This is a genomic window from Streptomyces sp. Y309 (assembly GCF_056712025.1).
Map to the genome: position 1 here is coordinate 7,234,068 of NZ_CM160048.1, position 25,326 is coordinate 7,259,393.

The 25,326-nt window shown below is 71.4% G+C and carries 25 protein-coding genes; 14 read left to right on the forward strand and 11 right to left on the reverse strand.

What is annotated here, in order from left to right; genetic code table 11:
* Nucleotides 1-52 precede the first annotated feature (52 nt).
* The 3 genes from AC0KTA_RS30005 (at nucleotide 53) to AC0KTA_RS30015 (ending at nucleotide 2,613) form a co-directional block, all read left to right on the forward strand.
* On the forward strand, nucleotides 53-793 hold the full coding sequence (locus tag AC0KTA_RS30005) for a VIT1/CCC1 transporter family protein (RefSeq protein WP_481051339.1): 741 nt from the start codon (nucleotides 53-55) through the stop codon (nucleotides 791-793).
* 123 nt (nucleotides 794-916) lie between these two features.
* Nucleotides 917-1,798, forward strand: a complete 882-nt coding sequence (locus AC0KTA_RS30010) for a sterol desaturase family protein (RefSeq protein ID WP_481051340.1) — start codon at nucleotides 917-919, stop codon at nucleotides 1,796-1,798.
* A 161-nt stretch (nucleotides 1,799-1,959) separates the two neighbouring features.
* Nucleotides 1,960-2,613: a lysoplasmalogenase gene (locus tag AC0KTA_RS30015; protein ID WP_481051341.1), complete on the forward strand. Its 654-nt coding sequence runs from the start codon at nucleotides 1,960-1,962 to the stop codon at nucleotides 2,611-2,613.
* Here the strand turns inward: AC0KTA_RS30015 and AC0KTA_RS30020 are convergent.
* The 4 genes from AC0KTA_RS30020 to AC0KTA_RS30035 all read right to left on the reverse strand — a co-directional run bounded on the left by AC0KTA_RS30020 (nucleotide 2,582) and on the right by AC0KTA_RS30035 (nucleotide 8,526).
* Nucleotides 2,582-3,586 carry a CopD family protein gene (locus AC0KTA_RS30020; protein ID WP_481056610.1) on the reverse strand — a complete coding sequence of 335 codons (1,005 nt, stop codon included), beginning with the start codon at nucleotides 3,584-3,586 and terminating at the stop codon, nucleotides 2,582-2,584. The two genes, AC0KTA_RS30015 and AC0KTA_RS30020, sit on opposite strands and share 32 nt — an antisense overlap.
* Before the next feature lie 171 nt (nucleotides 3,587-3,757).
* A complete protein-coding gene (locus AC0KTA_RS30025) occupies nucleotides 3,758-5,197 on the reverse strand; it encodes a CoA transferase (RefSeq protein ID WP_481051342.1) in 1,440 nt (479 codons plus the stop codon).
* Nucleotides 5,198-5,311: 114 nt separating this feature from the next.
* On the reverse strand, nucleotides 5,312-6,895 hold the full coding sequence (locus AC0KTA_RS30030) for a S8 family peptidase (protein ID WP_481051343.1): 1,584 nt from the start codon (nucleotides 6,893-6,895) through the stop codon (nucleotides 5,312-5,314).
* Nucleotides 6,896-6,906: 11 nt separating this feature from the next.
* Nucleotides 6,907-8,526, reverse strand: coding sequence for a S8 family peptidase (locus AC0KTA_RS30035; RefSeq protein WP_481051344.1), 1,620 nt, complete (start codon nucleotides 8,524-8,526; stop codon nucleotides 6,907-6,909).
* 344 nt (nucleotides 8,527-8,870) lie between these two features.
* Here AC0KTA_RS30035 and AC0KTA_RS30040 point away from each other — a divergent pair, with 344 nt between their 5' ends.
* The 3 genes from AC0KTA_RS30040 (at nucleotide 8,871) to moaA (ending at nucleotide 12,081) form a co-directional block, all read left to right on the forward strand.
* The gene (locus tag AC0KTA_RS30040; RefSeq protein WP_481051345.1) at nucleotides 8,871-9,254 is read left to right on the forward strand and encodes a DUF485 domain-containing protein; all 384 of its coding nucleotides are present in this window, start codon (nucleotides 8,871-8,873) and stop codon (nucleotides 9,252-9,254) included.
* 11 nt (nucleotides 9,255-9,265) lie between these two features.
* Nucleotides 9,266-10,903, forward strand: coding sequence for a solute symporter family protein (locus AC0KTA_RS30045; RefSeq protein ID WP_481056611.1), 1,638 nt, complete (start codon nucleotides 9,266-9,268; stop codon nucleotides 10,901-10,903).
* 185 nt (nucleotides 10,904-11,088) lie between these two features.
* Nucleotides 11,089-12,081: a GTP 3',8-cyclase MoaA gene (gene moaA / locus AC0KTA_RS30050; RefSeq protein WP_481051346.1), complete on the forward strand. Its 993-nt coding sequence runs from the start codon at nucleotides 11,089-11,091 to the stop codon at nucleotides 12,079-12,081.
* Here the strand turns inward: moaA and AC0KTA_RS30055 are convergent.
* Both AC0KTA_RS30055 and AC0KTA_RS30060 read right to left on the reverse strand, forming a co-directional pair.
* Nucleotides 12,078-12,302, reverse strand: a complete 225-nt coding sequence (locus AC0KTA_RS30055; RefSeq protein ID WP_481051347.1) for a hypothetical protein — start codon at nucleotides 12,300-12,302, stop codon at nucleotides 12,078-12,080. The genes moaA and AC0KTA_RS30055 overlap by 4 nt on opposite strands.
* 178 nt (nucleotides 12,303-12,480) lie before the next feature.
* Nucleotides 12,481-12,870: a DUF3099 domain-containing protein gene (locus tag AC0KTA_RS30060; RefSeq protein ID WP_481051348.1), complete on the reverse strand. Its 390-nt coding sequence runs from the start codon at nucleotides 12,868-12,870 to the stop codon at nucleotides 12,481-12,483.
* A 214-nt stretch (nucleotides 12,871-13,084) separates the two neighbouring features.
* Here AC0KTA_RS30060 and AC0KTA_RS30065 point away from each other — a divergent pair, with 214 nt between their 5' ends.
* On the forward strand, nucleotides 13,085-13,360 hold the full coding sequence (locus tag AC0KTA_RS30065; protein WP_481051349.1) for a GlsB/YeaQ/YmgE family stress response membrane protein: 276 nt from the start codon (nucleotides 13,085-13,087) through the stop codon (nucleotides 13,358-13,360).
* Nucleotides 13,361-13,441: 81 nt separating this feature from the next.
* Here AC0KTA_RS30065 and tyrS read toward each other — a convergent pair whose 3' ends face one another.
* From tyrS to AC0KTA_RS30080, 3 genes are all read right to left on the reverse strand, one after another.
* Nucleotides 13,442-14,707 (reverse strand): tyrosine--tRNA ligase, encoded by a 1,266-nt coding sequence (gene tyrS / locus AC0KTA_RS30070; protein WP_481051350.1) that lies wholly within the window; start codon nucleotides 14,705-14,707, stop codon nucleotides 13,442-13,444.
* Between the two features lie 90 nt (nucleotides 14,708-14,797).
* Entirely contained in the window at nucleotides 14,798-16,228 is a 1,431-nt protein-coding gene (locus AC0KTA_RS30075) for a metallopeptidase TldD-related protein (RefSeq protein ID WP_481051351.1), read from the reverse strand.
* A complete protein-coding gene (locus AC0KTA_RS30080) occupies nucleotides 16,225-17,748 on the reverse strand; it encodes a TldD/PmbA family protein (RefSeq protein ID WP_481051352.1) in 1,524 nt (507 codons plus the stop codon). The genes AC0KTA_RS30075 and AC0KTA_RS30080 overlap by 4 nt, the downstream gene beginning before the upstream one ends.
* Before the next feature lie 206 nt (nucleotides 17,749-17,954).
* On the opposite strand from AC0KTA_RS30080, the gene fabG reads away from it, so the two are divergent.
* From fabG to AC0KTA_RS30095, 3 genes are all read left to right on the forward strand, one after another.
* A complete protein-coding gene (fabG, locus tag AC0KTA_RS30085) occupies nucleotides 17,955-18,674 on the forward strand; it encodes a 3-oxoacyl-[acyl-carrier-protein] reductase (RefSeq protein WP_481051353.1) in 720 nt (239 codons plus the stop codon).
* Between the two features lie 5 nt (nucleotides 18,675-18,679).
* Entirely contained in the window at nucleotides 18,680-19,456 is a 777-nt protein-coding gene (gene fabI / locus AC0KTA_RS30090; RefSeq protein ID WP_481051354.1) for an enoyl-ACP reductase FabI, read from the forward strand.
* Between the two features lie 176 nt (nucleotides 19,457-19,632).
* Nucleotides 19,633-20,007 (forward strand): hypothetical protein, encoded by a 375-nt coding sequence (locus tag AC0KTA_RS30095; protein ID WP_481051355.1) that lies wholly within the window; start codon nucleotides 19,633-19,635, stop codon nucleotides 20,005-20,007.
* Nucleotides 20,008-20,035: 28 nt separating this feature from the next.
* On the opposite strand, the gene AC0KTA_RS30100 is transcribed toward AC0KTA_RS30095, so the two are convergent.
* Nucleotides 20,036-20,722, reverse strand: coding sequence for a FadR/GntR family transcriptional regulator (locus AC0KTA_RS30100; protein ID WP_481051356.1), 687 nt, complete (start codon nucleotides 20,720-20,722; stop codon nucleotides 20,036-20,038).
* A gap of 88 nt (nucleotides 20,723-20,810) precedes the next feature.
* On the opposite strand from AC0KTA_RS30100, the gene AC0KTA_RS30105 reads away from it, so the two are divergent.
* The 4 genes from AC0KTA_RS30105 to AC0KTA_RS30120 all read left to right on the forward strand — a co-directional run bounded on the left by AC0KTA_RS30105 (nucleotide 20,811) and on the right by AC0KTA_RS30120 (nucleotide 23,419).
* Entirely contained in the window at nucleotides 20,811-22,211 is a 1,401-nt protein-coding gene (locus AC0KTA_RS30105) for a CynX/NimT family MFS transporter (protein ID WP_481051357.1), read from the forward strand.
* Between the two features lie 43 nt (nucleotides 22,212-22,254).
* Entirely contained in the window at nucleotides 22,255-22,371 is a 117-nt protein-coding gene (locus AC0KTA_RS30110; RefSeq protein WP_106967776.1) for an SGM_5486 family transporter-associated protein, read from the forward strand.
* 189 nt (nucleotides 22,372-22,560) lie between these two features.
* Nucleotides 22,561-22,782: a hypothetical protein gene (locus tag AC0KTA_RS30115; protein ID WP_481051358.1), complete on the forward strand. Its 222-nt coding sequence runs from the start codon at nucleotides 22,561-22,563 to the stop codon at nucleotides 22,780-22,782.
* A 118-nt stretch (nucleotides 22,783-22,900) separates the two neighbouring features.
* Nucleotides 22,901-23,419: a SixA phosphatase family protein gene (locus AC0KTA_RS30120; protein WP_481051359.1), complete on the forward strand. Its 519-nt coding sequence runs from the start codon at nucleotides 22,901-22,903 to the stop codon at nucleotides 23,417-23,419.
* A gap of 147 nt (nucleotides 23,420-23,566) precedes the next feature.
* Here AC0KTA_RS30120 and serB read toward each other — a convergent pair whose 3' ends face one another.
* Nucleotides 23,567-24,754, reverse strand: coding sequence for a phosphoserine phosphatase SerB (gene serB, locus AC0KTA_RS30125; protein WP_481056612.1), 1,188 nt, complete (start codon nucleotides 24,752-24,754; stop codon nucleotides 23,567-23,569).
* Between the last annotated feature and the right edge of the window lie 572 nt (nucleotides 24,755-25,326).

The window sequence follows — 25,326 nt, forward strand, 5'->3', positions numbered from 1 at the left end:
CACCGGTGCGCCGCTGCCCCGTGCGTGGCCGCGCGGGTGAGACCCTCCCCGGGTGAGCGATCAGGCACCCGGCGAGGGCGGTACCACCGCACCCGACCACGACGAGCCGCACGGCGGCGCGCTCGGCACCCGGCTCAACTGGCTGCGGGCCGCCGTCCTCGGCGCCAACGACGGCATCGTGTCCACCGCGGGCCTCGTCGTCGGCGTCGCGGGCGCCACGAGCGAGCGCGGCACCATCCTGACGGCGGGCCTCGCGGGGCTGCTCGCCGGTTCCATGTCGATGGCCGCGGGCGAGTACGTCTCCGTGTCCACCCAGCGCGACTCGGAGAAGGCCGCCCTGGCCACGGAGAAGCGCGAACTGCGCGAGCAGCCGCAGGCCGAACTCGCCGAGCTGACCGACATGCTCGCCGCGCGCGGCCTCAGCCGCGACGTGGCCCGCGAGGCCGCCGAACAGCTCACCGAACGCGACGCCCTGCGCGCCCACGCGCGCGTGGAGCTCGGCATCGACCCCGACGAACTCACCAACCCCTGGCACGCCGCGTGGGCGAGCTTCCTCGCCTTCACCGCGGGCGCGCTGCTCCCGCTGCTCGCCATCGTCCTGCCGCCCGCCTCCTGGCGCCTCGGCGTCACCGTCCTCTCGGTCCTCGGCGCCCTCGCCCTGACCGGCTTCAGCAGCGCCCGGCTCGGCGCGGCAGCGGTGCGGCCCGCCGTCGTGCGGAACATGGCGGGCGGGGCGCTGGCGATGGCGGTGACGTACGGGGCGGGGGCGCTGCTGGGCGCGGCCGGGGTGTGACGCGGCGGCCCGGGCCCACGCCCCGCATTGGTGGAGATCGCCAAAAACCGGGGCCGTACCCGCGGTAATACTTAGCAGTAACAACCCCTAGCGGCGGCTCAACGGCCGTTCTACGGTGCACGCATGTCCCCGAACCTGCCCGATGTCGTGCTGTGGTCCATCCCCGCGTTCGTGCTGCTCACGGTCATCGAGATCATCAGCCACCGGGTCCACCCCGACGAGGACGCCGCCGGGTACGAGACCAAGGACGCCGCCACCAGCATCACCATGGGGCTCGGCAGCCTCGTCTTCGACTTCCTCTGGAAGATCCCCATCGTCGCGATCTACACCGCGCTGTACACGGTGACACCGCTGCACGTGCCCGTCCTGTGGTGGACGGTCCCGCTGATGCTGCTCGCGCAGGACTTCTTCTACTACTGGTCGCACCGCGGCCACCACGTGATCCGCATCCTGTGGGCCTGCCACGTGGTGCACCACTCCAGCCAGAAGTTCAACCTCACCACCGCGCTGCGCCAGCCCTGGACCAGCCTGACGGTGTGGCCGTTCTACCTGCCCCTCATCGCCTGCGGCGTGCACCCGGCCGCGCTCGCCTTCTGCTCCGCGACGAACCTCGTCTACCAGTTCTGGATCCACACCGAACGCATCGGCAAGCTGCCCCGCCCCATCGAGTACGTCTTCAACACCCCCTCCCACCACCGCGTCCACCACGCCTCCCAGGGCGGCTACCTGGACCGCAACTTCGGCGGCATCCTCATCATCTGGGACCGGATGTTCGGCTCCTGGGTCCCCGAGACGGACCGCCCCGTGTACGGCCTGACGAAGAACATCCACACCTACAACCCCCTGCGCGTAGCCACCCACGAGTACGCGGCAATCGCCAAGGAGCTGAAGGGGGCCTCCACTTGGAGCGAACGCGCGGGAAGGCTGTTCCGCGGACCGGGCTGGCAGCCGGTTCCCTCCACGGTGGTGGAGCTGGAACAGCAGACACCGGAGCGAGCAGCATGACGCCCCCCACTGCGGGCAGCGAGCCGACGGCTGCCTCTCCCGCTCCCGCTGCGGGCGCCGAGCCGCCTCTTCCCGCTCCTACCGCTGTGGGCAATCGTGCCGCAGGGTGGCTCCCGTCCCAAGTAGAGCCCACGGTTCCGACCACCGATACGACTACGCCCATGAGGCACCGCTACGGCACCCTGGCGCTGGTGGCGTTCGGCCTCGCGGCGGCCGGCGACCTCGCCAGCCTCGCGGCCGGGGCCGACGCAGGCCACGTCGTCCTCAAGCCGCTGCTCATGCCCCTGCTGGCGGCATACGTGACCTTCAGGCAAGGCCCCCGCCTCCTGACCGCCGCGCTCCTCTGCGGCTGGGCAGGCGACACCCTCCTCCTGGCCAACGCCGACCCCGCCTTCCTGGCGGGCATGGGCGCCTTCGCCGTGGGCCACGTCTGCTACCTGGCGCTGTTCCGCCGGCACGCGGAGCGCGACAACACGGCCCGCCCCCGGGCGTCCTTCGTCATCGGGACATACGCCTCCGCCCTGATCGTCACCGTGGCGCTGCTGTGGCCCGACCTCCCGCCGGACATGCGGATCCCGGTCGCGGCGTACAGCCTGCTCCTCACGGCGATGGCCTTCGGCGCGACCACCCTCGGCCTCGCGGCCGCGGCGGGCGGCGGCCTGTTCCTGCTGTCGGACACCCTCATCGCCACGGACGTGGCGGACTGGCCGCAGGCGCCCCGCCCCGACTTCTGGATCATGCTGACCTATCTCGCGGCGCAGACCCTGCTGACCCGCGGCGTGCTCACCAGCGGATCGGCAGCGGCACGGCGGTGAGCAGCGCCGACACCGCCACCACCGCGCCGAGCACGACCACCTCGGCCCGCGCGGGCGCGTACGCGGTGAGCGAGCCCGTCGCCGCGGACCGCTTCAGCCGCCGGCGGGCGAGCAGCGCGAGGACGGCGACGACGGCCACGAGCAGCACCTTGGCGAGCAGAGTGCGGCCGTAGGCGGTGTCCGTGAGCTGGTCGGTCACGGTGTCCGGCGGCATGCGGCGCAGTGTGCTGAGGACGCCCGTCGCGGTGATCGCGGCGAACAGGACGGCGGCCACGCGCGCGTAGAGGCCCAGTACGGCAATGCCCGCCTCCGGGGCGGTCCTTCGCCAGCGCCGCAGCGTACGCAGCGCGTACAGCAGCCCGCCCGCCCACAGCGCCGCGCACGTCAGGTGCACCAGGGTGAGCCCGGAACCGACGAGCGGGGTGTCCTCCGTCGGCGGGTGTGCGCGCAGCGCCTCCGCCACGACCACGGCGGCCAGCGGCAGCACCGCGCTGTCCGGGCGGCGCGAGCGCGCGCAGAGGGCGGCCACGACGAACGCGTTGACCTCCAGGAGCGCGAGGCGCCCGTCCCGGGACTGGTAGAGCCCGCCGACGTCCAGGTCGGACAGCTGGTGCGGCACGAGGTTGCCGCTGGCCACGACGGAGGCGAGACCGAGCGTGGCCACGCAGCCCGCGGCGGCGGCCCACCACCCCCACCCGGGCGGCACCGCTGCCGGCGCCCCCGGCACGCGGCGCGCGAGCCGTCGTACGAAGATCTCGCCCGCCTGCACGCAGAGCGCCGCGAACAGCACCGTCCGCAGGAAGGTGATGCCCGGCGTCCCCGGCGCCTCGGCCTCGCCGGTGCCGTCCAGGACGGCGGCGGGCCCGAACAGCGGGACCACCGCCGCCACGACCACGAGGACGAGCACGGCCACGGCCCGGCCGCCCGAGGGCGGGCGGCGGTGCGTGGCGGGCACGGGCGGGGAGACGGCCACCTGCTCGGCGGTGGCCGCGTGCGGGGAAGCGGCGGCCTGGTCGGCTGCCGTCTCGCCTCCTGGTTCCACTGACGGTATGGAGCTCACCACAAGATCTTCACCAGTCGTCCCACTCCTGGGCAAGTCCGGGCAAACAACTGGAGGAGTGTCATTCCGGCCAAAGAGGCCCGCTCACCGCCACACGGGAGCATCCGCGCCCCAACTGCCCGGCGGGTGCTCCCAGTTCACGGGGCCGTCGGCGAAGGACACCGGCGGACGGGCGTACCGCATCCGCCCCAGGGGACCCTCCATCCCGGTGAGCCACGGGTCCGCCGCGTAGGCGGGCCACCCCGTCAGCCACGCCGCCGTCCGCGCCAGCGCGAGCCGCACGAGGCGGGTGCCGCCCGTGTCGCCCGCCGTCCGCTCGGAGAGCGACCGCAGGACCGCCGCGGCCAGAAGATAGCCCGTGCCGTGGTCCAGCGCCTGCGCGGGCAGAGCGCCCGGGCGGTCCGGCGCGCCCTCGGCGACCGCGATGCCGGACGCCGCCTGCACCAGGCTGTCGAAGCCGCGGCGGCCCGACCACGGACCGCTCGTGCCCCACGCGGAGAGCTGCGCCACCACGAGGCCGGGGCGACGCTCGGCCAGCGCCTCGGGGGAGAGGCCGAACCGGTCGAGCGTGCCGGGCCGGTAGCCCGTCACCACCACGTCGGCCCCGGCGAGCAGGTCCTCGAAGGCGCGCCGGTCCGCGTGGTCGGTGAGGTCGAGGGCGGTGGAGCGCTTGCCGAAGCCGGTGTCCGCGTGCTGGTCGGGGAGTTCGGGCAGGTGCGGCGGGTCGACGCGCAGCACGTCGGCGCCGAGCAGGGCGAGCGTGCGGGTCGCGACCGGTCCCGCGATGACCCGGGTGAGGTCCAGGACGCGCAGCCCGGCGGCGGGCAGCAGGGGGCTCGCGTCGCCGGACGACGGCAGGGGCGGCAGGGGTGGCGGGGGCGGCACCGTGGCCGCGGCTTCGCCGCCGAGCCGCTCCCGGCCCACCAGGGGGAGCCCGGCCACCGCGGAGCCCTGCGGGTGCGCGGCCCACTCGTCCGGCGTGCGCACGGCGACGGCCAGGCCCCCGGCGGCGTACACCGACTCCTCGACCTCGGCGGCGGACAGCTCCGCGAGCCGCGCGGCGACGGACTCCACGGACGCCTCGGATGCCTCGGAGCCAACGAGCTCCAGTGCGGACAGCAGACGGGCCCGGTGGTGCGGGTAGTTGGCGTGCGTGCGCACCCAGCCGTCGGCGGTGCGCCAGAACCGCGACAGGGGCGCGAACGTGACCGGCGCGCGCCCGTTCACGAGCAGATGCCGTTCACTGGTGAACGCGGCGGCCACGGAACCGTCGTCCACGCGCGCGTGCGGGACGTCCCGCCCGGTGCGCAGGGCGGCCAACTCGGCCGCGGCGAGCGCGCACACGCCCACACAGGACCGTGCCAGCGCCCGCACGGGCAGCCTCGCGGGGAGGGTGTCCTCGCGTACGACAGGGGAGAGCCGGGACAGCAGCGCGGGCTCCCCGCCGAGCGCGTCCCAGGCGGCAGCGGCACCGAGCAACGGGGAGGGCGCCTCGGTGCGCACACCCACAGATGATTGCGTCATGCACTCACTATGCCGGGCCCGGCGCCAGGACCGGCACACGGGCCCCACGGACCGGCACGCCGAGGGGCCGGGCAGTCTGCTGACCGCCCGGCCCCAACGCACCTCAAAGAGACATCACTTCCGCACGGCATCCAACGCGTCAGCCATCCCCACGCCGTAGAAGCCGTTCTTGTTCTTCCCGCCCTCGCACACCGCGTCGACCTTGCCGTCGCCGTCGATGTCGTACGGGTCGGTGCACGCCATCGCGTCGGCCTGCTTGTACAGCAGGGCCTTCACCCGGGCCGAAGAGGCCTTGGGGTGCGACGACTTGATGAGCGCGGCCACGCCCGCGGCGTGCGGCGAGGCCATCGACGTACCGGCCTTGTAGCCGAACTTGTTGCCCGGCAGCGTCGACAGGATCAGACCGCTGGTGGCGGGCGGCTGCGGCTTCTGGTACGCCGTGGAGTCGCCGCCCGGCGCCGCTCTGTCGATGACGCCCTTGCCGTAGTTCGAGAACGACGACTTGATGTGCTTGGCGCCCGTGGAGGACACGGTCACCACGCCCGGGAGCTGCGAGGGTATGTCGAAGCAGTCCGCGGTCTTGATGGTCCGCTTCACCGGAGTCGTGTCGTTCGGGCTCGACTCGTCGACGATCTCGTCCTGGGCGAGGTCCGTCTCCGCGTTGCCGGCCGCGGCGACGTTCACCGCGCCCTTGCGCTCCGCGTAGCGGGTGGCGCGCCCGACCGCGTCGACGAGCGCCTTCTGGTCGTCGTCGGTACGGCAGTTGAACAGCCACGGGTCCGTGTAGTAGCTGCTGTTCGTGACGTCCACACCGTGGTCGGCCGCCCACATGAAGCCGCAGACGACGGCCTCCGTGTAGTAGAGACCCGTCGCGGGCTCGGCCACCTTCAGGCTGGCGACCTTCACGCCCGGCGCGACGCCGGTGACACCGGTGCCGTTCTTCGCGGCGGCGATGGAGCCCGCCACGTGCATGCCGTGGTCGCTCTCCTTGGCCACCGGCCGCCACGCGTTGTCCTTCTGCGTGGGCACGCCGCCCAGACAGCTCGCGGACGCGCGCTTGTCGAAGTTCGGCGCGATGTCCGGGTGCGTGTCGTCGACGCCGGAGTCGAGGACGCCGACGGTCACCTTCGGGCTGCCGAGGGACACCTTGTGGGCCTGGTCCGCCTTCATGGCGGGCAGGTCCCACTGCAGCGGCTCCAGCTCGTCCTGGTCACCGGCGGCCTGGCCCGCGGCGGCCTTCGCCGCCTTCGCCTCCTTCGCGGACAGCGGTCGCGACGCGTCGATGTCGTCACTGGTCTGCGCGGACAGCGGCGCCGTGCGCGTGGCACCGGCCGACTGCACGCCCTTGACCTTGCGGATCGTCTTCGCGAAGTCGGGGTTCGCGGAGTGGACGACGACGACACCGATCCGGTCGTACGAGATCACGACCTTGCCGCCGGCCTTGGCGATGGCCTTCTTGACGTACTTGGCCGCCCAACCGCCCTGACCGGTACGGACATTGACGACATAACTCATCGTCGAGCCGTCCGCGGCGGCGGCGAGGACCCCGGCGCCCGCGGCCGCCGGAGCCGCGGGAGTGTCGGGCTGCGCCGAGGCCGTGCCCGGCAGGAAGGCGAGCGCCGACACGACGGCGACACCGAGCGGGAGGGCGAGCGCGCGCCGCGCGAGGCGCCTGGAGTGAGTGGAGTGACTGTTCATCGTGCTGTCCCTCACTTCTTCACGGCGTCGAGCGCGTCGACGATCCCGTGGCCGTAGAAGCCGTTCTTGTTCTTGCCGCCCTCGCAGACCGCGTCGACCTTGCCGTCGCCGTCCGGGTCGTACGGCTTCGTCGGGCAGCCGGGGTTGTCCGCCTGGCGCTTGAGCAGCCACTGGAGCTGCGCCGGGCCCGCCTTGGGGTGCGTGGACTTCAGCAGCGCCGCGACGCCCGCCGCGTGCGGGGAGGCCATGGACGTGCCCTGCAGCCAGGCGTACTCGCCGCCCGGCATCGTGGAGAGGATGCCGCCGTCCTTGGAGGGGGTGTCGGTCGGCTTCTGGTAGCGCCGGTCACCGCCGGGGGCCGCGACGTCGATGACGCCGTTGCCGTACGTGGAGTAGTAGGACTTGGCGTTGAACACGCCCGTCGCGCTGACGGTGACGACGCCCGGGAGCTGGGTCGGCAGGTCGAGGCACTCGCTCGGGTCGATGGTGCGCGTCACCGGCGTGGAGTCGTCGGGGCTGGAGTCGTCGACGATCTCGTCCGCGTCCAGGTCGTGGTTGGAGTTGCCCGCGGAGGCGAGGTTCAGGGTGCCCTTCTTCTGGGCGTACAACTGGGCCCGGTTCACCGCGTCGAGGATGGCCCGCTGGTCCGGGTCGTCCTTGCAGTTGTACAGCCACGGATCCACGTAATAGCTGTTGTTGGTGATCTCGATGCCGTGGTCGGCGGCGAACACGAAGGCGCACACGACGCTCTCCGGGAAGAACAGCTCGCTGACCGGGTCGGCCACCTTGATGCCCGCGACCTGCACGCCGGGCGCCACACCCGCGACGCCGACGCCGTTGCGGGCGGCGGCTATCTCGCCCGCGACATGCGTGCCGTGGTAGTGCTCCTTCTTCGCCGGACGCCAGGCGCCGGCGGAGGTGTCCGCCTTGCCGCCGACGCAGCTCGCGGACTGCGAGGCCGAGAAGTTGGGCGCGAGATCGGGGTGGGTGTCGTCGACGCCGGTGTCGATGACGCCGACGGTGACCTTCTTGCTGCCCGGGTTGATCTTGGCGGCCTTGTCGGCGCCTATGGAACGCAGATCCCACTGGTCGGCCTCGAGCGGCTCCTGGGCCGGGGCGGCGCCCTTGCCCGCAGCGGCCCCCTGCTGGAGGGCCTCGGCCTGCTCCTTGGAGGCCTGCTCCGTCGCGGCCCGCTGCTTCGACTTCGGGAGGAAGGACGGCGCGCCCTCCTGCGTCGTGGCGGCCGGCGTGAGCGGGGAGGTGCGGGTGGCGCCTGCGGAGTGCACGCCGCGCACGTCACGCAGCTGCTTGCCGAAGTCCGGATTGGCCGAGTGGGCGACGATCACGCCTATTTTCGCGTACGTGACGACGACCGTGCCGTCGGCCTTGGCTATCGCCTTCTTCACGGCGGCTATGGTCTTGGCGTCCGTCCGGGTGTTGACGACGTACGCCAGCTTGCCCGCCGCGGGGGTGTCGGCGGCCCGCGCGGTGGTGGCACCGGGGGCGTCCAGCGGGGCGGCGGTCGCGGCGCCGGGCGCGAAGCCGACCGCCGCGGCGAGCGCGACACCGAGGGGCAGCGCGAGCGCCAGGCGTCTGGAGCGCGATGTGCGCGAGGAGCGCAGATGAGCCATGGGATCTCCACATCATCCGGATACGGAACTGCCCGAACACTGCTGGTGCTCGGGCAGGTGCATGACGAGTGGTGCAGGGCGAAGCTATCCCCCGAACTCCCAGGCCAGCAATGGCTTCCTGAAGAAAGCGGGAAAAGCGGGGAGTTCGACCGCTTCGGGCGTGCCGTCGTGACGTTGAACAGTGGACAGAACCAATATCAACCCCCTGTCGGATCACGTCCCCCTGGGCTTAGCATCACCATCCGCGGCCCACGTGATCCGTGTCACTCCTGAGCAGAGAGCGCGCCGATCGCATGGACCGCACCACTTCTGTCCCCACCGCCCCCGCAGCACGAGGAGACTCCGTGGCCACCGAACCGCCGCCACTATCGAAGGGCGGCCCAGAGCCCACGCCCCACACTCCTACGCCCCACGCTCCTTCCACGGAGGAGTTCGTCGAGGTGCAGCAGAGCGCGGAGTTCGGTGAACTGCGCACGGCCCACCGCTCGTTCGCGTTCCCGCTCACCATCGCGTTCATCGCCTGGTACCTGCTGTACGTCCTGCTGTCGAACTACGCCGGCGGCTTCATGGACACCAAGCTGTTCGGCAACATCAACGTGGCCCTGGTGTTCGGCCTCGCCCAGTTCCTGACCACGTTCCTCATCGCCTGGTGGTACTCCCGGCACGCCGCCACCAAGCTCGACCCCAAGGCAGAAGCGATCAAGTCCCGGATGGAGGGCGGCGCGTGAGTACCCTGAGCGTGCACTCGGCCCAGAGTGCCCAGAGCGCCGTCCTGGCCGCGAACGAGGCCAGCGAGCACCGCCCGCTGATCATCTCGCTGTTCGCCGTGTTCGTCGTCGCCACCCTCATCATCACCGTGTGGGCCGGCCGGCAGACCAAGAGTGCCGCCGACTTCTACGCCGGCGGGCGGCAGTTCACCGGCTTCCAGAACGGCCTCGCCGTCTCCGGCGACTACATGTCCGCGGCGTCCTTCCTCGGCATCGCGGGCGCCATCGCCCTGTTCGGCTACGACGGCTTCCTGTACTCCATCGGCTTCCTGGTCGCCTGGCTGGTGGCGCTGCTGCTCGTCGCCGAGCCGCTGCGCAACTCCGGCCGCTACACCATGGGCGACGTCCTCGCCTACCGCATGCGCCAGCGCCCGGTGCGCACCGCCGCGGGCACCTCGACCATCGTCGTGTCGATCTTCTATCTGCTCGCGCAGATGGCGGGCGCGGGCGTGCTGGTCTCGCTGCTCCTCGGCATCACCAGCGACGCGGGCAAGATCCTGATCGTCGCCCTCGTCGGCGTCCTGATGATCGTGTACGTCACCATCGGCGGCATGAAGGGCACCACCTGGGTCCAGATGGTGAAGGCCGTCCTGCTGATCGCGGGCGCCCTGCTGATCACTTTCCTGATCCTGCTGAAGTTCAACTTCAACCTGTCCGACCTGCTCGGTACGGCGGCCTCCAACAGCGGCAAGGGCTCGGCGTTCCTGGAACCCGGCCTCAAGTACGGCGTCACCAGCACCTCGAAGCTCGACTTCATCTCGCTCGGCGTCGCCCTGGTCCTCGGCACCGCGGGCCTGCCGCACATCCTGATCCGCTTCTACACCGTCCCGACGGCCCAGGTCGCCCGTAAGTCCGTGAACTGGGCGATCGGCATCATCGGCGCCTTCTACCTGATGACGATCGTCCTCGGCTTCGGCGCCGCCGCGCTCCTCAAGCCCGGCGAGATCATCGCCTCCAACAAGGCGGGCAATACGGCGGCCCCGCTCGCCGCACTGGAGATCGGCGGCGGCGGCGACTCCGCGGGCGGCGCGATCCTGCTCGCCGTGATCTCCGCGGTCGCCTTCGCCACCATCCTGGCGGTGGTCGCGGGCCTGACCCTGGCATCCTCGTCGTCGTTCGCGCACGACATCTACGCCAACGTCATCAGGCGCGGCAAGGCCACGGAGAAGGAAGAGGTACGCGCCGCCCGCTGGGCCACGGTGGCCATCGGTGTCGTCTCCATCGCGCTGGGCGCGCTCGCCCGCGACCTGAACGTCGCCGGTCTGGTCGCCCTCGCCTTCGCGGTGGCCGCCTCCGCCAACCTGCCGACCATCCTCTACAGCCTGTTCTGGAAGAAGTTCACGACGCAGGGCGCCCTGTGGTCCATTTACGGCGGTCTGACCTCGTCCGTGGGCCTCGTGCTGTTCTCGCCGGTCGTCTCCGGCAAGGCCACGTCGATGTTCCCGGACGTGGACTTCGCGTGGTTCCCGCTGGAGAACCCCGGGCTGATCTCGATCCCGCTCGGCTTCCTGCTCGGCTGGCTCGGCACCCTCCTGTCGAAGGAGGAGCCGGACAAGGAGAAGTACGCGGAGCTGGAGGTCCGGTCCCTGACCGGCACCGGGGCGCACTGACCTGGGCACACGGGGTACTCGGAGGTCCGCACGCGGCCGCGCCGTGGAGATCGTCGTAGATCTCTACGACGCGGCCGCGCCGCTCCTGGTGGATCAGGCCCTTTCGATGTCAGTGCCGTCACGTAGGCTCATGGTCAAAGGGCGTACCAACGCCACTGCCGATCCGGACCGGGGAGGGGGCCCACGTGCTCATCGACACGTACGGCCGAGTGGCCACCGATCTGCGCGTCTCATTGACCGACCGGTGCAACCTGCGGTGCACGTACTGCATGCCTGAGGAAGGCCTGCAATGGCTGGCCAAGCCGGATCTGCTGACGGACGACGAGATCGTCCGCCTCATCCGGATCGCGGTGACCCGGCTCGGCATCGAGGAAGTCCGCTTCACCGGCGGTGAGCCGCTGCTCCGCCCGGGCCTGGTCGGCATCGTCGAGCGCTGCGCCGCCCTGGAGCCGCGCCCCAAGATGTCCCTGACGACGAACGGCATCGGCCTCAAGCGCACCGCCAAGGCCCTGAAGGCGGCGGGCCTGGACCGGGTCAACGTCTCCCTGGACACCTTGCGCCCGGACGTCTTCAAGACCCTCACCCGCCGCGACCGCCACCGCGACGTCCTCGAAGGCCTCGAAGCCGCCCGCGAGGCAGGCCTCACCCCCGTCAAGGTCAACTCGGTCCTGATGCCGGGCCTGAACGACGACGAGGCCCCCGACCTGCTCGCCTGGGCCGTCGAGAACGACTACGAACTGCGCTTCATCGAGCAGATGCCCCTGGACGCCCAGCACGGCTGGAAGCGCGACGGCATGATCACAGCCGGTGACATCCTGGCCTCGCTGCGCACCCGCTTCGAGCTCACCGAGGAGGGCTCCGAGAAGCGCGGCTCCGCCCCAGCCGAGCGCTGGCTCGTCGACGGCGGCCCGCACCGCGTCGGCGTGATCGCCTCCGTCACCCGCCCGTTCTGCTCCGCCTGCGACCGCACCCGCCTCACCGCCGACGGCCAAGTGCGCACCTGCCTGTTCGCCACGGAGGAGACCGACCTGAGGGCGGCGCTGCGCGCGGACGACAGCGCGGACGACGAGATCGCCCGTATCTGGAAGCTCGCGATGTGGGGCAAGAAGGCGGGCTCGGGCCTGGATGATCCGTCGTTCCTGCAGCCGGAGCGCCCGATGTCGGCGATCGGCGGCTAGCCGGCCGAGGGCTCGGGGTTCTCCCACTCCGCGAGCGGCACGACGTCCTTCAAGAAGCCCCGTACGCCCAGGAATTGGGACAGATGCTCGCGGTGTTCGTCGCACGCGAGCCACGTCTTGCGCCGCTCCGGGGTGTGGATCTTCGGGTTGTTCCAGGCGAGCACCCATACCGCGGCGTCGCGGCAGCCCTTGGCGGAACAGATCGGTGTTTCGTCGCTCACGTATTCATCCCAAACAAGGCGACGCCGAGCAGCCACGGGGGGAGCTGCCCGGCGTCGGTCTGTCGCTCCGACGGGGGATGCGGAGCGCGTACGAAGTATGTCACGGGGAAGTGGCCGCCTGGCACCGGAACTACATGATTGATCTGAGCATTTCTTGAGCTTGGCGTAAGGTCGACGGTCAGTTCTGCTTGTGTGACGGTGTGCCCGACGCCTTGTGCGTGGCCCCCGTCGCCTCTTCCGGGACGGGTTCCGCGTCCTGTTCGCGGGACGCCGTCGGGGGCAGCATCGGGCGCGACGGTGCCGGTACGAAGGTTGACGGCAGCGAGGGAGCGTTCTCCCGACCGGCGTTGGCGATCACCACGGCGATGTACGGAAGCAGGATGCCGAGCACCAGGGCGACCACAGCGACGTGCCGCTCGACGTTCCAGAGCGCCGCCGCGGCAATGACTGAAACAGTTCGGACCGACATCGAGATCACATACCGCCGCTGCCGCCCGCGCACGTCCTCCGCGAGGCCCTGCCGCGCCCCCGTGATCCGGAAAACCTCGGCGCTGCTGTGCTTCCGCATCACGTTCCACCGCCTGCCCTTTTTGCCAGGCTCTCCCCGGCCTGGACGCTCTTCAACGTTACGCCTCGCATGCGCAGACGCGTAGACCGGGGGCAGGTCCACCTCCCAGTGGGGCGTGCGCCGCGGCACGTATGGAGGTGCCCGACATGCGCCGTATGGCTGATGGGCCGACACTGAGCGTAATGCTCATGTCGAGCCGTCTGAGGAGGCAGCTATGGGCTGGTTGTGGGCGATCATCGTGGGATTCGTGCTGGGCCTGATCGCCAAGGCGATCCTCCCGGGCAAGCAGCACAGTCCGCTGTGGCTGACGACCATCTTCGGCATCATCGGCGCCGTACTCGGCAACTGGATGGCCGCCGGATTCGGCATCGACGAGACCAAGGGAATCGACTGGGGACGCCATGCCCTCCAGCTGGGGGCGGCGCTGGTGGTCGTGGGCCTCGGCGACGCCGCGTACAAGATGATCAAGGGGAAGAAACAGACGACCTGACGGCGGTCGCGGTGGGGAGGGGCCGGTCCGGGCGGACCGGCCCCTCCCGCATGCGTGTGCTGCAGGTCCTGACCTCGGCCGTCAGGCCGTGACCTCGACCGCCGCCAGGTTCTTCTTGCCGCGGCGCAGCACCAGCCAGCGCCCGTGCAGCAGGTCCTCGCGGGCCGGCACGGCGTCCTCGGAGGCGACCTTCGCGTTGTTCACGTAGGCGCCGCCCTCCTTGACCGTGCGGCGCGCGGCCGACTTGCTCGCGACCAGGCCGACCTCGGCGAACAGGTCGACGACCGGGCCGAGCTCGGCGACCTGGACGTGCGGCAGCTCGGAGAGCGCCGCCGCGAGCGTCGCCTCGTCGAGCCCGTCCAGCTCGCCCTGGCCGAACAGCGCCTTCGACGCGGCGATGACGGCCGCGCACTGGTCGGCGCCGTGCACCAGCGTGGTCAGCTCCTCGGCGAGCGCGCGCTGCGCGGCGCGCGCCTGCGGCCGCTCCTCGGTCTGCTTCTCCAGCTCCTCGAGCTCCTCGCGGGACCTGAAGCTGAGAATGCGCAGGTACGTCGAGATGTCCCGGTCATCCACGTTCAGCCAGAACTGGTAGAACGCGTACGGCGTGGTCATCTCGGGGTCGAGCCAGACGGCGCCGCCCTCGGTCTTGCCGAACTTGGTGCCGTCCGCCTTGGTCATCAGGGGCGTGGCGACGGCGTGCACCGTCGCCTCCGGCTCCAGGCGGTGGATCAGATCGATGCCCGCCGTGAGGTTGCCCCACTGGTCGGAGCCGCCGGTCTGCAGCACGCAGCCGTGGCGCCGGTACAGCTCCAGGAAGTCCATGCCCTGGAGCAGCTGGTAGCTGAACTCGGTGTAGCTGATGCCTTCCTGCGACTCGAGGCGGCGGGCGACCGACTCTTTCGTGAGCATCTTGTTCACGCGGAAGTGCTTGCCGATGTCCCGCAGGAACTCGATCGCGGAGAGGCCCGCGGTCCAGTCCAGGTTGTTGACCATGACCGCGGCGTTCTCGCCCTCGAAGGACAGGAACGGCTCGATCTGCGAGCGCAGCCGGGACACCCAGTTCGCGACCGTCTCCGGGTCGTTCAGGGTGCGCTCCGCGGTCGGCCGCGGGTCGCCGATCTGGCCCGTGGCGCCGCCCACGAGCGCGAGCGGGCGGTGGCCCGCCTGCTGGAGGCGGCGCACGGTCAGGACCTGCACCAGATGCCCGACGTGCAGGCTCGCCGCGGTCGGGTCGAAGCCGCAATAGAACGTGACGGGACCGTCCGCGAGCGCCTTGCGCAGTGCCTCTTCGTCGGTGGACAGGGCGAAAAGACCCCGCCACTTCAGCTCGTCGACGATGTCCGTCACGGGTCTCGTGTCTCCTTGGGTGTGCTTCGACCGTGCACCTCGGGGGTGCGATGTCCGAGGTTCGTGCACCTCGGGGTGCAGTGTCCGAGGTTATACGCCCTGGCTGACCGAACTCATATTGAAATCCGGCACGCGCAGCGGGGGCATGGCCGTCCTCGTGAAGTAGTCGCTCCACTCGCGGGACAGCGTCTTCTCCGTGCGGCCCGCTTCACTGGCCCGCGACAGCAGGTCCACGGGCGACTCGTTGAACCGGAAGTTGTTCACCTCGCCGACCACCTCGCCGTTCTCGACCAGATACACCCCGTCCCGGGTCAGGCCCGTGAGCAGCAGCGTCGCCGGGTCGACCTCGCGGATGTACCACAGGCAGGTGAGCAGCAGGCCACGCTCGGTGGCGGCGACCATCTCGTCCAGGGAGCGGTCCGAGCCGCCCTCCAGGACGAGGTTCTCGATCGACGGGGCCACCGGCAGGCCGGTCAGGGCGGCGCTGTGCCGGGTCGTGATCAGGTGCTTCAGCTCACCGTCGCGCACCCAGTCGGTGGGCACGAGCGGCAGGCCGTTGTCGAAGCTCGACGCGTCGTCGCCGGAGGCGTGCGCGATCACGAAGGGCGCCGCCTCCAGGCCCGGCTCGTGCGGGTCGCTGCGCAGCGTCAGCGGCAGCTCCGCGAGCCGCTCGCCGACGCGGGTGCCGCCGCCCGGCTTGGAGAACACCGTGCGGCCCTCCGCGGCGTCCCGCGCGGCCGACGACCACAGCTGGTAGATCAGCAGGTCCGCGGCGGCGGTCGGCGGAAGCAGCGTCTCGTACCGCCCGGCCGGCAGCTCCACCCGCCGCTCCGCCCAGGCCAGGCGCCGCGCCAGCTCCTCGTCCAGGGCCCCCGGGTCGACGTCCTTGAAGTCACGGGTCGCCCGCCCGGCCCACGCCGAGCGCGTGCGGTCCGGCGACTTCGCGTTCAGCTCCAGCGTGCCGCTCGGCTGGTCATGGCGCAGCCGCAGCCCCGTCGACGTACCGACGTAGCTGGAGGTCAGCTCGTGGTTGGCGAAGCCGTACAGCTCGCGCCCGCCCGCCCGCGCGAGGGCGAAGGCCTCGCCGAGCGCGGGCGCGAAGTCCGCGAACACCGCCGACGACGTCTCGGCGGGCGCGTCCGTGAAGTCCGGCGACGCGGTGGTGCCGGTCACGAGGGGCTGCGCGTCCTCCGCGGGCCCGGCCGAGCGCGCCGCGGCCTCAGCGGCCCGCACCAGCGGCTCCAGGTCGTCCGCGGTCACCGCGGAGCGCGAGACGACGCCGGAGGCGGTGCCCTCCTTGCCGTCGACGGTGGCGATGACGGTGAGGGTGCGGCCGCGGGTGACGCCGTTGGTGGTGAGCGCGTTGCCCGCCCAGCGCAGGTTCGCCGTCGACTCCTCGTCGGCGATCACCACGCAGCCGTCCGCGGTGGACAGCTCCAGGGCACGCTCGACGATCTCGTGCGGCTTGGACGTACCGTTCGAGCCCTTCGCGCCGTTCGTCCCGTTCGTACGAGAGCTCATCGCCCGGCCTCCTGCGTCGTGTTGAGGATGTTGACGCCCTTGAAGAGGGCGGAGGGGCAGCCGTGCGAGACGGACGCGGCCTGGCCCGGCTGGGCCTTGCCGCAGTTGAAGGCGCCGCCGAGGACGTACGTCTGCGGGCCGCCGACCGCCGTCATCGAGCCCCAGAAGTCGGTGGTCGTCGCCTGGTACGCGACATCGCGCAGCTGCCCGGCGAGCCGCCCGTTCTCGATCTTGTAGAAGCGCTGGCCGGTGAACTGGAAGTTGTAGCGCTGCATGTCGATCGACCAGGACCGGTCGCCGACCACATAGATGCCCCGGTCGACGCCGCTGATCAGGTCCTCCGTGGAGAGCCCGCCGGGATCCGGCTGCAGTGAGACGTTCGCCATGCGCTGCACCGGGACGTGCCCGGGGGAGTCCGCGTACGCGCAGCCGTTGGAGCGCTCGAAGCCCGTGAGCCTCGCGATGCGCCGGTCCAGCTGGTAGCCGACGAGGGTGCCGTCCTTGACCAGGTCCCAGGACTGCGCGGCCACGCCCTCGTCGTCGTACCCGATGGTCGCGAGCCCGTGCTCGGCCGTGCGGTCGCCCGTCACGTTCATCAGTGAGGAGCCGTACGCGAGCTTGCCGAGCTGGTCGAAGGTCGCGAACGAGGTGCCCGCGTACGCCGCCTCGTAGCCGAGCGCGCGGTCCAGCTCCGTGGCGTGGCCGATGGACTCGTGGATCGTCAGCCACAGGTTCGAGGGGTCGACGACGAGGTCGTACTGGCCCGGCTCGACGCTCGGCGCCCGCATCTTTTCCGCCAACTGCTCCGGAATCCGGGCGAGTTCCCCCGCCCAGTCCCAGGTCGGGCCGGTGAGGTACTCCCAGCCGCGGCCGACGGGCGGCGCGAGGGTGCGCATCGTGTCGAACTCGCCGCTGGACTCGTCGACGGCGACGGCCGTCAGTTGCGGATGCAGACGCACCCGCTGCTGGGTGGTCACCGTGCCCGCCGTGTCCGCGTAGAACTTGTTCTCGTGCACCGTGAGCAGTGAGGCGTCGACGTGCGCGACCCCCTCGGCGGCGAGCAGCCGCTCGCTCCACTCCGCGAGCAGCCCCGTCTTCTCCTCGTCCGGCACGGAGAAGGGATCGATCTCGTACGACGACACCCACGTCCGGTCCGCGTGCACCGGCTCGTCGGCCAGCTCGACGCGCTCGTCCGACCCCGCCGCCTTGATCACCTCGGCCGAGAGCTTCGCCATCGCGACGGCCTGGGAGGCGACGCGCGCCGCCGCGTCCATCGTCAGGTCCACGCCCGAGGCGAAGCCCCACGTCCCGCCGTGCACCACGCGCACCGCGTAGCCCAGGTCCGTGGTGTCGGAGGACGCGGCCGGCCTGGCGTCCCGCAGTCGCCAGGCCCCGTAGCGCACCCGCTCGAAGCGGAAGTCCGCGTGCTGGGCGCCAAGCGCCCGCGCGCGGGCCAGCGCGGCGTCGGCGAGGGCCCTCAGCGGCAACGCCGTGAAGGCTTCATCGATGGAATGAGGCACGGAATGTCTCCCTGCTGTCGCCTGTGCTGCCAGGTGTCTGCCGCCGGTCCGTCCGATCATGGCGCGCGAACCGGACGGAGGCCACACCTTTCTGTAGGGATCCAACAGCGACTCATCTACGCCACTGTTGGTCGCCGATTCTCCGTATGGCGCACGGTACCGATAGGTTTTCGGGAGACCACACCGCCAAGGAGAAGGGTGATCCGTTGAGCCGCTCGGTTCTCGTCACTGGAGGAAACCGGGGCATCGGCCTCGCCATCGCCCGCGCGTTCGCCGACGCCGGCGACAAGGTCGCCATCACCTACCGCTCGGGTGAGCCGCCCAAGGACCTCACCGCGGCCGGCGTCCTCGCCGTCAGGTGCGACATCACCGACCCGGAGATGGTGGAGCAGGCCTACAAGGAGATCGAGGAGAAGCACGGGGCCGTCGAGGTCCTGGTAGCCAACGCGGGCATCACCAAGGACCAGCTCCTGATGCGCATGTCCGAGGAGGACTTCACGTCCGTCCTGGACACCAACCTCACCGGCACCTTCCGCGTCGTGAAGCGGGCCAACCGCGGCATGCTGCGCGCCAAAAAGGGCCGCGTCGTCCTCATCTCCTCCGTCGTCGGCCTCTACGGCTCGCCCGGCCAGGCGAACTACGCCGCCTCCAAGGCGGGCCTGGTCGGCTTCGCGCGCTCGCTCGCCCGGGAACTCGGGTCGCGCAACCTCACCTTCAACGTCGTCGCGCCCGGTTTTGTCGACACGGACATGACCCAGGTGCTGACGGACGAGCAGCGCGCGGGCATCGTGTCGCAGGTGCCGCTCGGCCGTTACGCCAAGCCCGAGGAGATCGCCGCCACGGTGCGGTTCCTCGCGTCGGACGACGCCTCGTACATCACTGGAGCCGTCATCCCGGTTGACGGCGGATTGGGCATGGGTCACTGATCACCATGAGCGGAATTCTCGACGGCAAGCGCATCCTTGTCACGGGCGTCCTCACGGAGGGCTCCATCGCCTTCCACGCGGCCAAGGTCGCCCAGGAGCAGGGCGCCGAGGTCGTCCTCACCGGCTTCGGCCGTGTCACGCTCGTGGAGCGCATCGCCAAGCGGCTGCCCAAGCCCACCACGGTCATCGAGATGGACGTGACCGACCAGGAGCACCTGGACTCCCTGGCCGGGAAGGTCAGCGAGTACTTCGGCGACGACGAGGGCATCGACGGCATCGTCCACTCGATCGCCTTCGGTCCGCAGGGCGCCTTCAACTTCCTGGAGGCCAGCTGGGAGGACGTCTCGACCGCCCTCCAGGTCTCGGCGTACTCCCTGAAGTCGCTCACCACGGCGCTGCTCCCGCTGATGGAGAAGCGCGGCGGCGGCTCGGTCGTCGGCATCACCTTCGACGGCTCGATCGCCTGGCCGAAGTACGACTGGATGGGCGTCGCCAAGGCCGCCCTCGAGTCCACCGGGCGCTACCTGGCGCGTGACCTGGGCGGCCGGAACGTCCGCGTCAACATGGTCTCGGCCGGCCCGATCAAGTCCATGGCCGCCAAGTCCATCCCGGGCTTCGAGGAGCTCGCGGACGTGTGGAACCACCGCGCCCCCATCGGCTGGGACCTCACCGACCCGGAGCCCGCGGGCCGCGGCGTCGTCGGCCTCCTGTCGGACTTCTTCCCGAAGACGACGGGCGAGGTCGTGCACGTCGACGGCGGCGTCCACATGATGGGTGCCTGACGTCCACATGACGGGTGCCTGAGCAGGTCCTCGTACGTTTTCGTACGTCTTCCTTGTTCATGCGTGTTCCTTGTACGTGGCCGACGCCCCGTTTCCCGCAGTGCGCGGGAGGCGGGGCGTCGCCCGTTCGGCCGCCTGACCGGGCGGGGGCGGGCCCGGACCACGCACCCTGAAGTGTGCGCTGGTCACCTGGTGCGGTGCTCGCCGCCCTCGCCCTCCTGGTCGCCCTGCCCTACGACGCCGCGTCCCACGGCGCCGGCGGGGCCGTGACCCGTCAACCGGTGAAGACGGCACAATCGACGCAACCGGCGCCCGACGACCGGCCGTTCGGCGCCGAGTGCCGCAGCAGCGTCCAGGGGTCCACCGCCGTCGCGTACTGCCACAACCCCTACCCCGAGACCGACCGGGTCCGGCTGCACATCGAGTGCGACCGCTGGTGGGACGTCGACAGCGACAGCCATCCGGTCGCGGCCGGTCCTGCCATGACCGTGCGGCTCACCGGGCGGTGCTGGAAGGAGATCCGCTCGGTGTGGGTCAGCCACCAGCGCTGAGGCCGGGAAGCGGTGGGGCGGACGGCCGTCAGATGTCGGCCGCGAGGCGTTCCGGGCGGCACCGGTACGGATAGCTCGCCGCCTCCGCCGCCGCGGCCTCCGCGTCCCGCGCGCGGATCGCCTCGACGAGCCGGCCGTGGTCCATGTGGGACTCCGGGGTCAGCTCGCGGCCGATGTCCTCGCGCAGCCAGTCGCGCAGGACCTCGCCCAGGTCCGCGTACATGGCCGTCATGACGTCGTTGTGGGACGCGGCGACCACGGCCAGGTGCAGCGTCGCGTCGGCCGCCACGAACGCCTCGGCGTCGCCCGACGCCCACGCCTCCTCGCGGCGCGCAAGGAGTGTGTCGAGCTGGCGCAGGTCACGCTCGGTGCGCCGCTCGGCCGCCAGCTTCGCGGCGCTCGACTCCAGCGTGGCGCGCAGCTCCGCGATGTGGCGGGGGCTGGCGTCGGCGAACCTGCGCTGCATCACGCCCGCCAGCTCGCTGGTCGCGACCACATAGGTGCCCGAGCCCTGCCGGATGTCGAGCAGGCCGTTGTGCGCCAGGGCGCGGACCGCCTCGCGGACCGTGTTCCGCGCCACGCCGAGCTGCTCGACCAGCTCGGGCTCTGTCGGGATGCGGGAGCCCACCGGCCACTCGCCGGACGAGATCTGGTTGCGCAGCTCGGAGATGACCTGCTCGGAGAGCGCCGAGCGGCGAGGGGTGGTCAAGGGCATGACGTTCCTTCGGGCGAGCGGTCGGGCGGAGCATGCGGCCGGCGGCCGCACGAACAATGGATTGGACAGCCAATCATCCCATGATTCTATGATGGCTCTCATGGCCAGCGAGGAAGCGAAGACGACGAGTACGACGACAGCCCCGGAGGCCCCGGAGACCCGCGTCGGTACCGGGAGCGGTAACGGACAGGCGCAGAGGGCCACAGCGGTCGCCGCGGAGAAACAGGCCGCCACGCGCGCGTGGGCGACGCGTCTGGTCGTGGTCGGCATCGTCCTCGCGGCCCTCAACCTGCGGCCCGCCATCACCAGCCTCGGCGCGCTCCTCGAAGAGGTGCGGGACGGGCTGGGCATGAGCGGCACTCTGGCCGGCCTCCTCACCTCCGTGCCGCCGCTGTGCTTCGCGGTCTTCGGGAGCCTCGCGCCGCGCTTCGCCCGGCGCTTCGGCCCCAACGCCGTGGTGTGCGCGGGCATGGCGGCCATCGCCACGGGTCTGCTGATACGTCCCTTCCTGGGCGGCACCGTCGGCTTCCTGGCCGCGAGCGCGCTCGCGCTGATGGGCATCGCCGTCAGCAACGTCCTGATGCCGGTGATCGTCAAGCGCTGGTTCCCGGACCGCGTCGGCTCGATGACCGGCCTGTACTCGATGGCCCTCGCGATTGGCACCTCGCTCGCCGCCGCCGTCACGGTGCCGATGACCGACGCGCTCGGCGGCAGCTGGCGCACCGGGCTCGCCGTATGGGCGGTGGTCGCCGTCGCCGCCGTCGTGCCGTGGATCCCGCTGGCCCGCCACCGCGGCACGGACCCGGCCGCCGCCGGGCAGGAGCGGGGCGCCGCCGGGCGGAAGCCGTCGGCCACCGCCGGTCGGGAGGACGAGGGCCTGCGCATCACGCACAGCCGCACCGCATGGGCGCTGGCCTGCTTCTTCGGCCTCCAGGCCACCGCCGCGTACATCACCATGGGCTGGCTCCCGCAGATCTTCCGGGACGCGGGCGTGCCGGCCGGTGAGGCCGGTGTGCTGCTCGCGGCCACGATGGCCATGGGTGTGCCCCTCGCCTTCGTCATCCCGCGCGTGGCGACGCGGCTGTCCCACCAGGGTCCCGTGGTGGTCGCCCTCGGCACCTGCGGGCTCGCCGGATACGCGGGCCTGTACTTCGCCCCGGCGGGCGGCGCCTGGGCGTGGGCGCTGCTGTGCGGCATCTCCAACTGCGCCTTCCCGCTGGCCCTCACGATGGTCGGCATGCGCGCCAGGAGCAGCGCGGGCGTGGCCAAGCTGTCCGCCTTCGCGCAGAGCACCGGCTATCTGATCTCGATCCCCGGCCCGCTGCTCGTCGGCATGCTCTACCAGCACAGCGGCGGCTGGGGCCTGCCCATCGCGCTCATGGCGGGCCTGATGGTGCCGCAGATCGCCGTCGGCATCCTGGCGGGCCGCGACCGCACCGTCGAGGACGAGGTGGCGGCGAAGGCGGCGGCCGCGCCCGCGGGGGCCTGACCCCGACGGCCGCGGTCCGCGCGCGGGGTGCGAGACTTGGCGCATGCCAGTGCTCGACCCGAACCCCCAGAACGGCCAGAAGAAGCTCCTGATCGTGCTCGGCGCGATGCTGGCCATCACCGTGATCATCGGAATCGTCGCGACGGTGGCCTCGCCCTGACGCCCCCTCAACAGGCGGGGCGGGTCCCCGTGTCGCCCGGATGGTGGGGCTAGCACCACCATCCCCTAGGGGGCCAGTGTCAGGGTTAACTGGGTGGATCACCGGATGGGTTGAAGGGGCCGGACTCCGTACCTTCGAGATGTGGCCGCGAAGACGCGGCGCGGAGCACTCGAAGATCATGGAGGCGGCATGTCGGCCCGTTCGCACACTCGACGCGACCCGGCGGACCAGGCGGAGCCGGCCGGTATCGAGATCCAGCTTCCGTGGTGGGCCATCGCCCTGCCCGCCATCGCCTTCGCGGCCCTGCTCCTGCTGATATTGAACCCGGCGGACGCCCACGCGGCGAGCGGCGAGCCCGTGGTCTCGGACCTGCTGGAGCGCGTCAGGGCCCTGCTGAGCATCGCGGCCTGACCTGCCCCGACAGCGCCCCCGACCTCGTGCGTCACGCGGTGAAAGCCCCGTCACCCGTGCTGGCGGAGCCCGCCAACTCCCTGCGCTCCGTGGCGTGTTTCATGCGAAGCTGGGATGCATGAGCGTCGCAGAACCCCGCAGGATTGTCCTCTTCCGGCATGCGAAGGCCGACTGGCCCCAGGTGGCCGACCACGAGCGCCCGCTCGCCGACCGCGGCCGCAGGGACGCCCCCGTCGCCGGCCGCAGACTCGCCGACAGCGGCATCGCCCTCGACCTGGCCCTCTGCTCGACCGCCGCCAGGACCCGCGAGACCTGGAAGCTCGCCGTCCAGGAGCTCCCGCAGCGGCCTCGTACGGTGTACGAGGAGCGGGTCTATGAAGCCTCACCCGGCGAGCTGATCGCCGTGCTCAACGAAATCCCGGACGACGCGCAGAACGTGATCCTGATCGGCCACAACCCGGGAGTCCACGGCCTCGCCGACGTCCTGGCCGGTGACGCCGAGGGCGACGCCCAGGTGCGGATGAACCGCCGCGGCTTCCCGACGTCGGCCTTCGCCGTCCTGACGTACGCGGGATCGTGGAAGGCCCTGGAGCCGGGCACGGCGACCCTGGTGGACTACTGGGCGCCGTCGGAATAGCGCCGGACCGGTGGTGTGCAGACCGATGAGAGCGGGCCCGGCGCCGAAGGGCGCCGGGTGCGGTACCGCGCCCCGAAGGGGCGCGGGGAACTGCGCGACCAGCCCCCACCGGCCCGCAGGACCAACACCGCACATCCAGCGAAGCGCTTAGTCGTGGTCCAGGTGCATGTCCGCGGCTTCGACCTCTTCGCGGGTGATGCCCAGGAGGTACAGGACGGTGTCGAGGAAGGGCACGTTCACGGCGGTGTGGGCGGCCTCGCGGACCATCGGCTTGGCGTTGAAGGCGACGCCCAGGCCGGCGGCGTTGAGCATGTCCAGGTCGTTGGCGCCGTCGCCGATCGCCACGGTCTGCTCCAGCGGTACGCCCGCCTCGGCGGCGAAGCGGCGCAGCAGCCGGGCCTTGCCCGCGCGGTCCACGATCTCGCCGGTCACCTTGCCGGTGAGCTTGCCGTCGACGATCTCCAGGGTGTTGGCGTGGGCGAAGTCCAGGCCGAGGCGTTCCTTCAGGTCGTCGGTGACCTGGGTGAAGCCGCCGGAGACCACGCCGACCTGATAGCCGAGGCGCTTGAGGGTGCGGATGAGGGTGCGGGCGCCCGGGGTCAGCCGGACCTCGGTCCTGACCTTGTCCACGGACGAGACGTCCAGGCCCTTGAGGAGGGCGACGCGGGCGTGCAGCGACTCCTCGAAGTCGAGTTCGCCGCGCATGGCCGCCGTGGTCACGGCGGCGACCTCCTCCTCGCAGCCCGCGTGCGCGGCGAAGAGCTCGATCACCTCGTCCTGGATGAGGGTCGAGTCGACGTCCATCACGACCAGGCGCTGGGCGCGGCGGTGCAGGCCGGCCGCCACGACGGCGACGTCCACGCCGAGGGCGTGCGCCTCGGTCGCCAGCGCGGTGCGCAGGGGCTCGGTCTCCGTGCCGGAGACGGCGAACTCCACCGCTGTGACCGGGTACTTGGCGAGGCGGAAGATGCGGTCGATATTGCCGCCCGTGCCCGTGATGCAGGCGGCGATCGCCGCCGTCGACTCGGCCGTGAGGGGGTGGCCGAGCACCGTGACCAGCGACCGGCCGAGGCCGCGCGGGCGGTTGTCGCCACGGCCCGAGATGATCTCGGCTTGGAGCTTCACGGACTCCGCCCAGCTGTGGACGGTGGCCCGCAGATCGCCTTCCAGGCCGGTCGGCGGGGCGGTGACCAGGGCGCACAGCACTATCCGGCCACGGGTCACGACCTGCTCGATGTCGATGACGTCCACGGAGTACGCGGCGAGGGTGTCGAAGAGGCCGGCGGTGATTCCTGGGCGGTCCTTGCCGAAGATCTTGACCAGGAGCGTGGGCATGCTGGCGTGGGCGCCTTCTCTGGCGTGGGCGCCTTCTGCGGTGGCCTTCGGGGTGGCCGTCGGGGTTGCTTCCTGGGTCGTGGCAGGGGTGGGCTTGGGGGCGCCTTCCGGCGTGGGGGCGCGGGTGGGTTCCGGCGTGCGCGCGTCGGGGGGCGTGGGTGGCGTCGAGGCACTCATGGTGATCCCCACGGTAGCTGGCCGCGCTTGGGGGGCGGTGGGGCTGTCCGGCCCTCGGACGGCCTTGCCCCGGAGGCTGGGGGTCCCTTTGCCCTGCGGATTCCGGTGGGTAGCGGCTTGTTCACCTGGCGGGTGAAGGGGCTGCCAGGGGGTGCCGCTGCCTGCGGCGGGGTGGGGCGCGTTCCTGTCCCGCCGCTGTCGCGGCGGATATCTCCCACCCGCCCACGCTGTGGGCAGCCGTCGTGCTTCCGGCTTGGGGTGGCCGGTCGGTGCCGTTCCCGCTGTGCGCGCCTGTCGGGCCCTATGCCGTGGATGACCGGTCGGCTCCGCCCCCCACCGCTGTGGGCAGCTGGGCCGCCAGGGGCGGCACGGGTGGGCACAGCCCAGGCCTACGG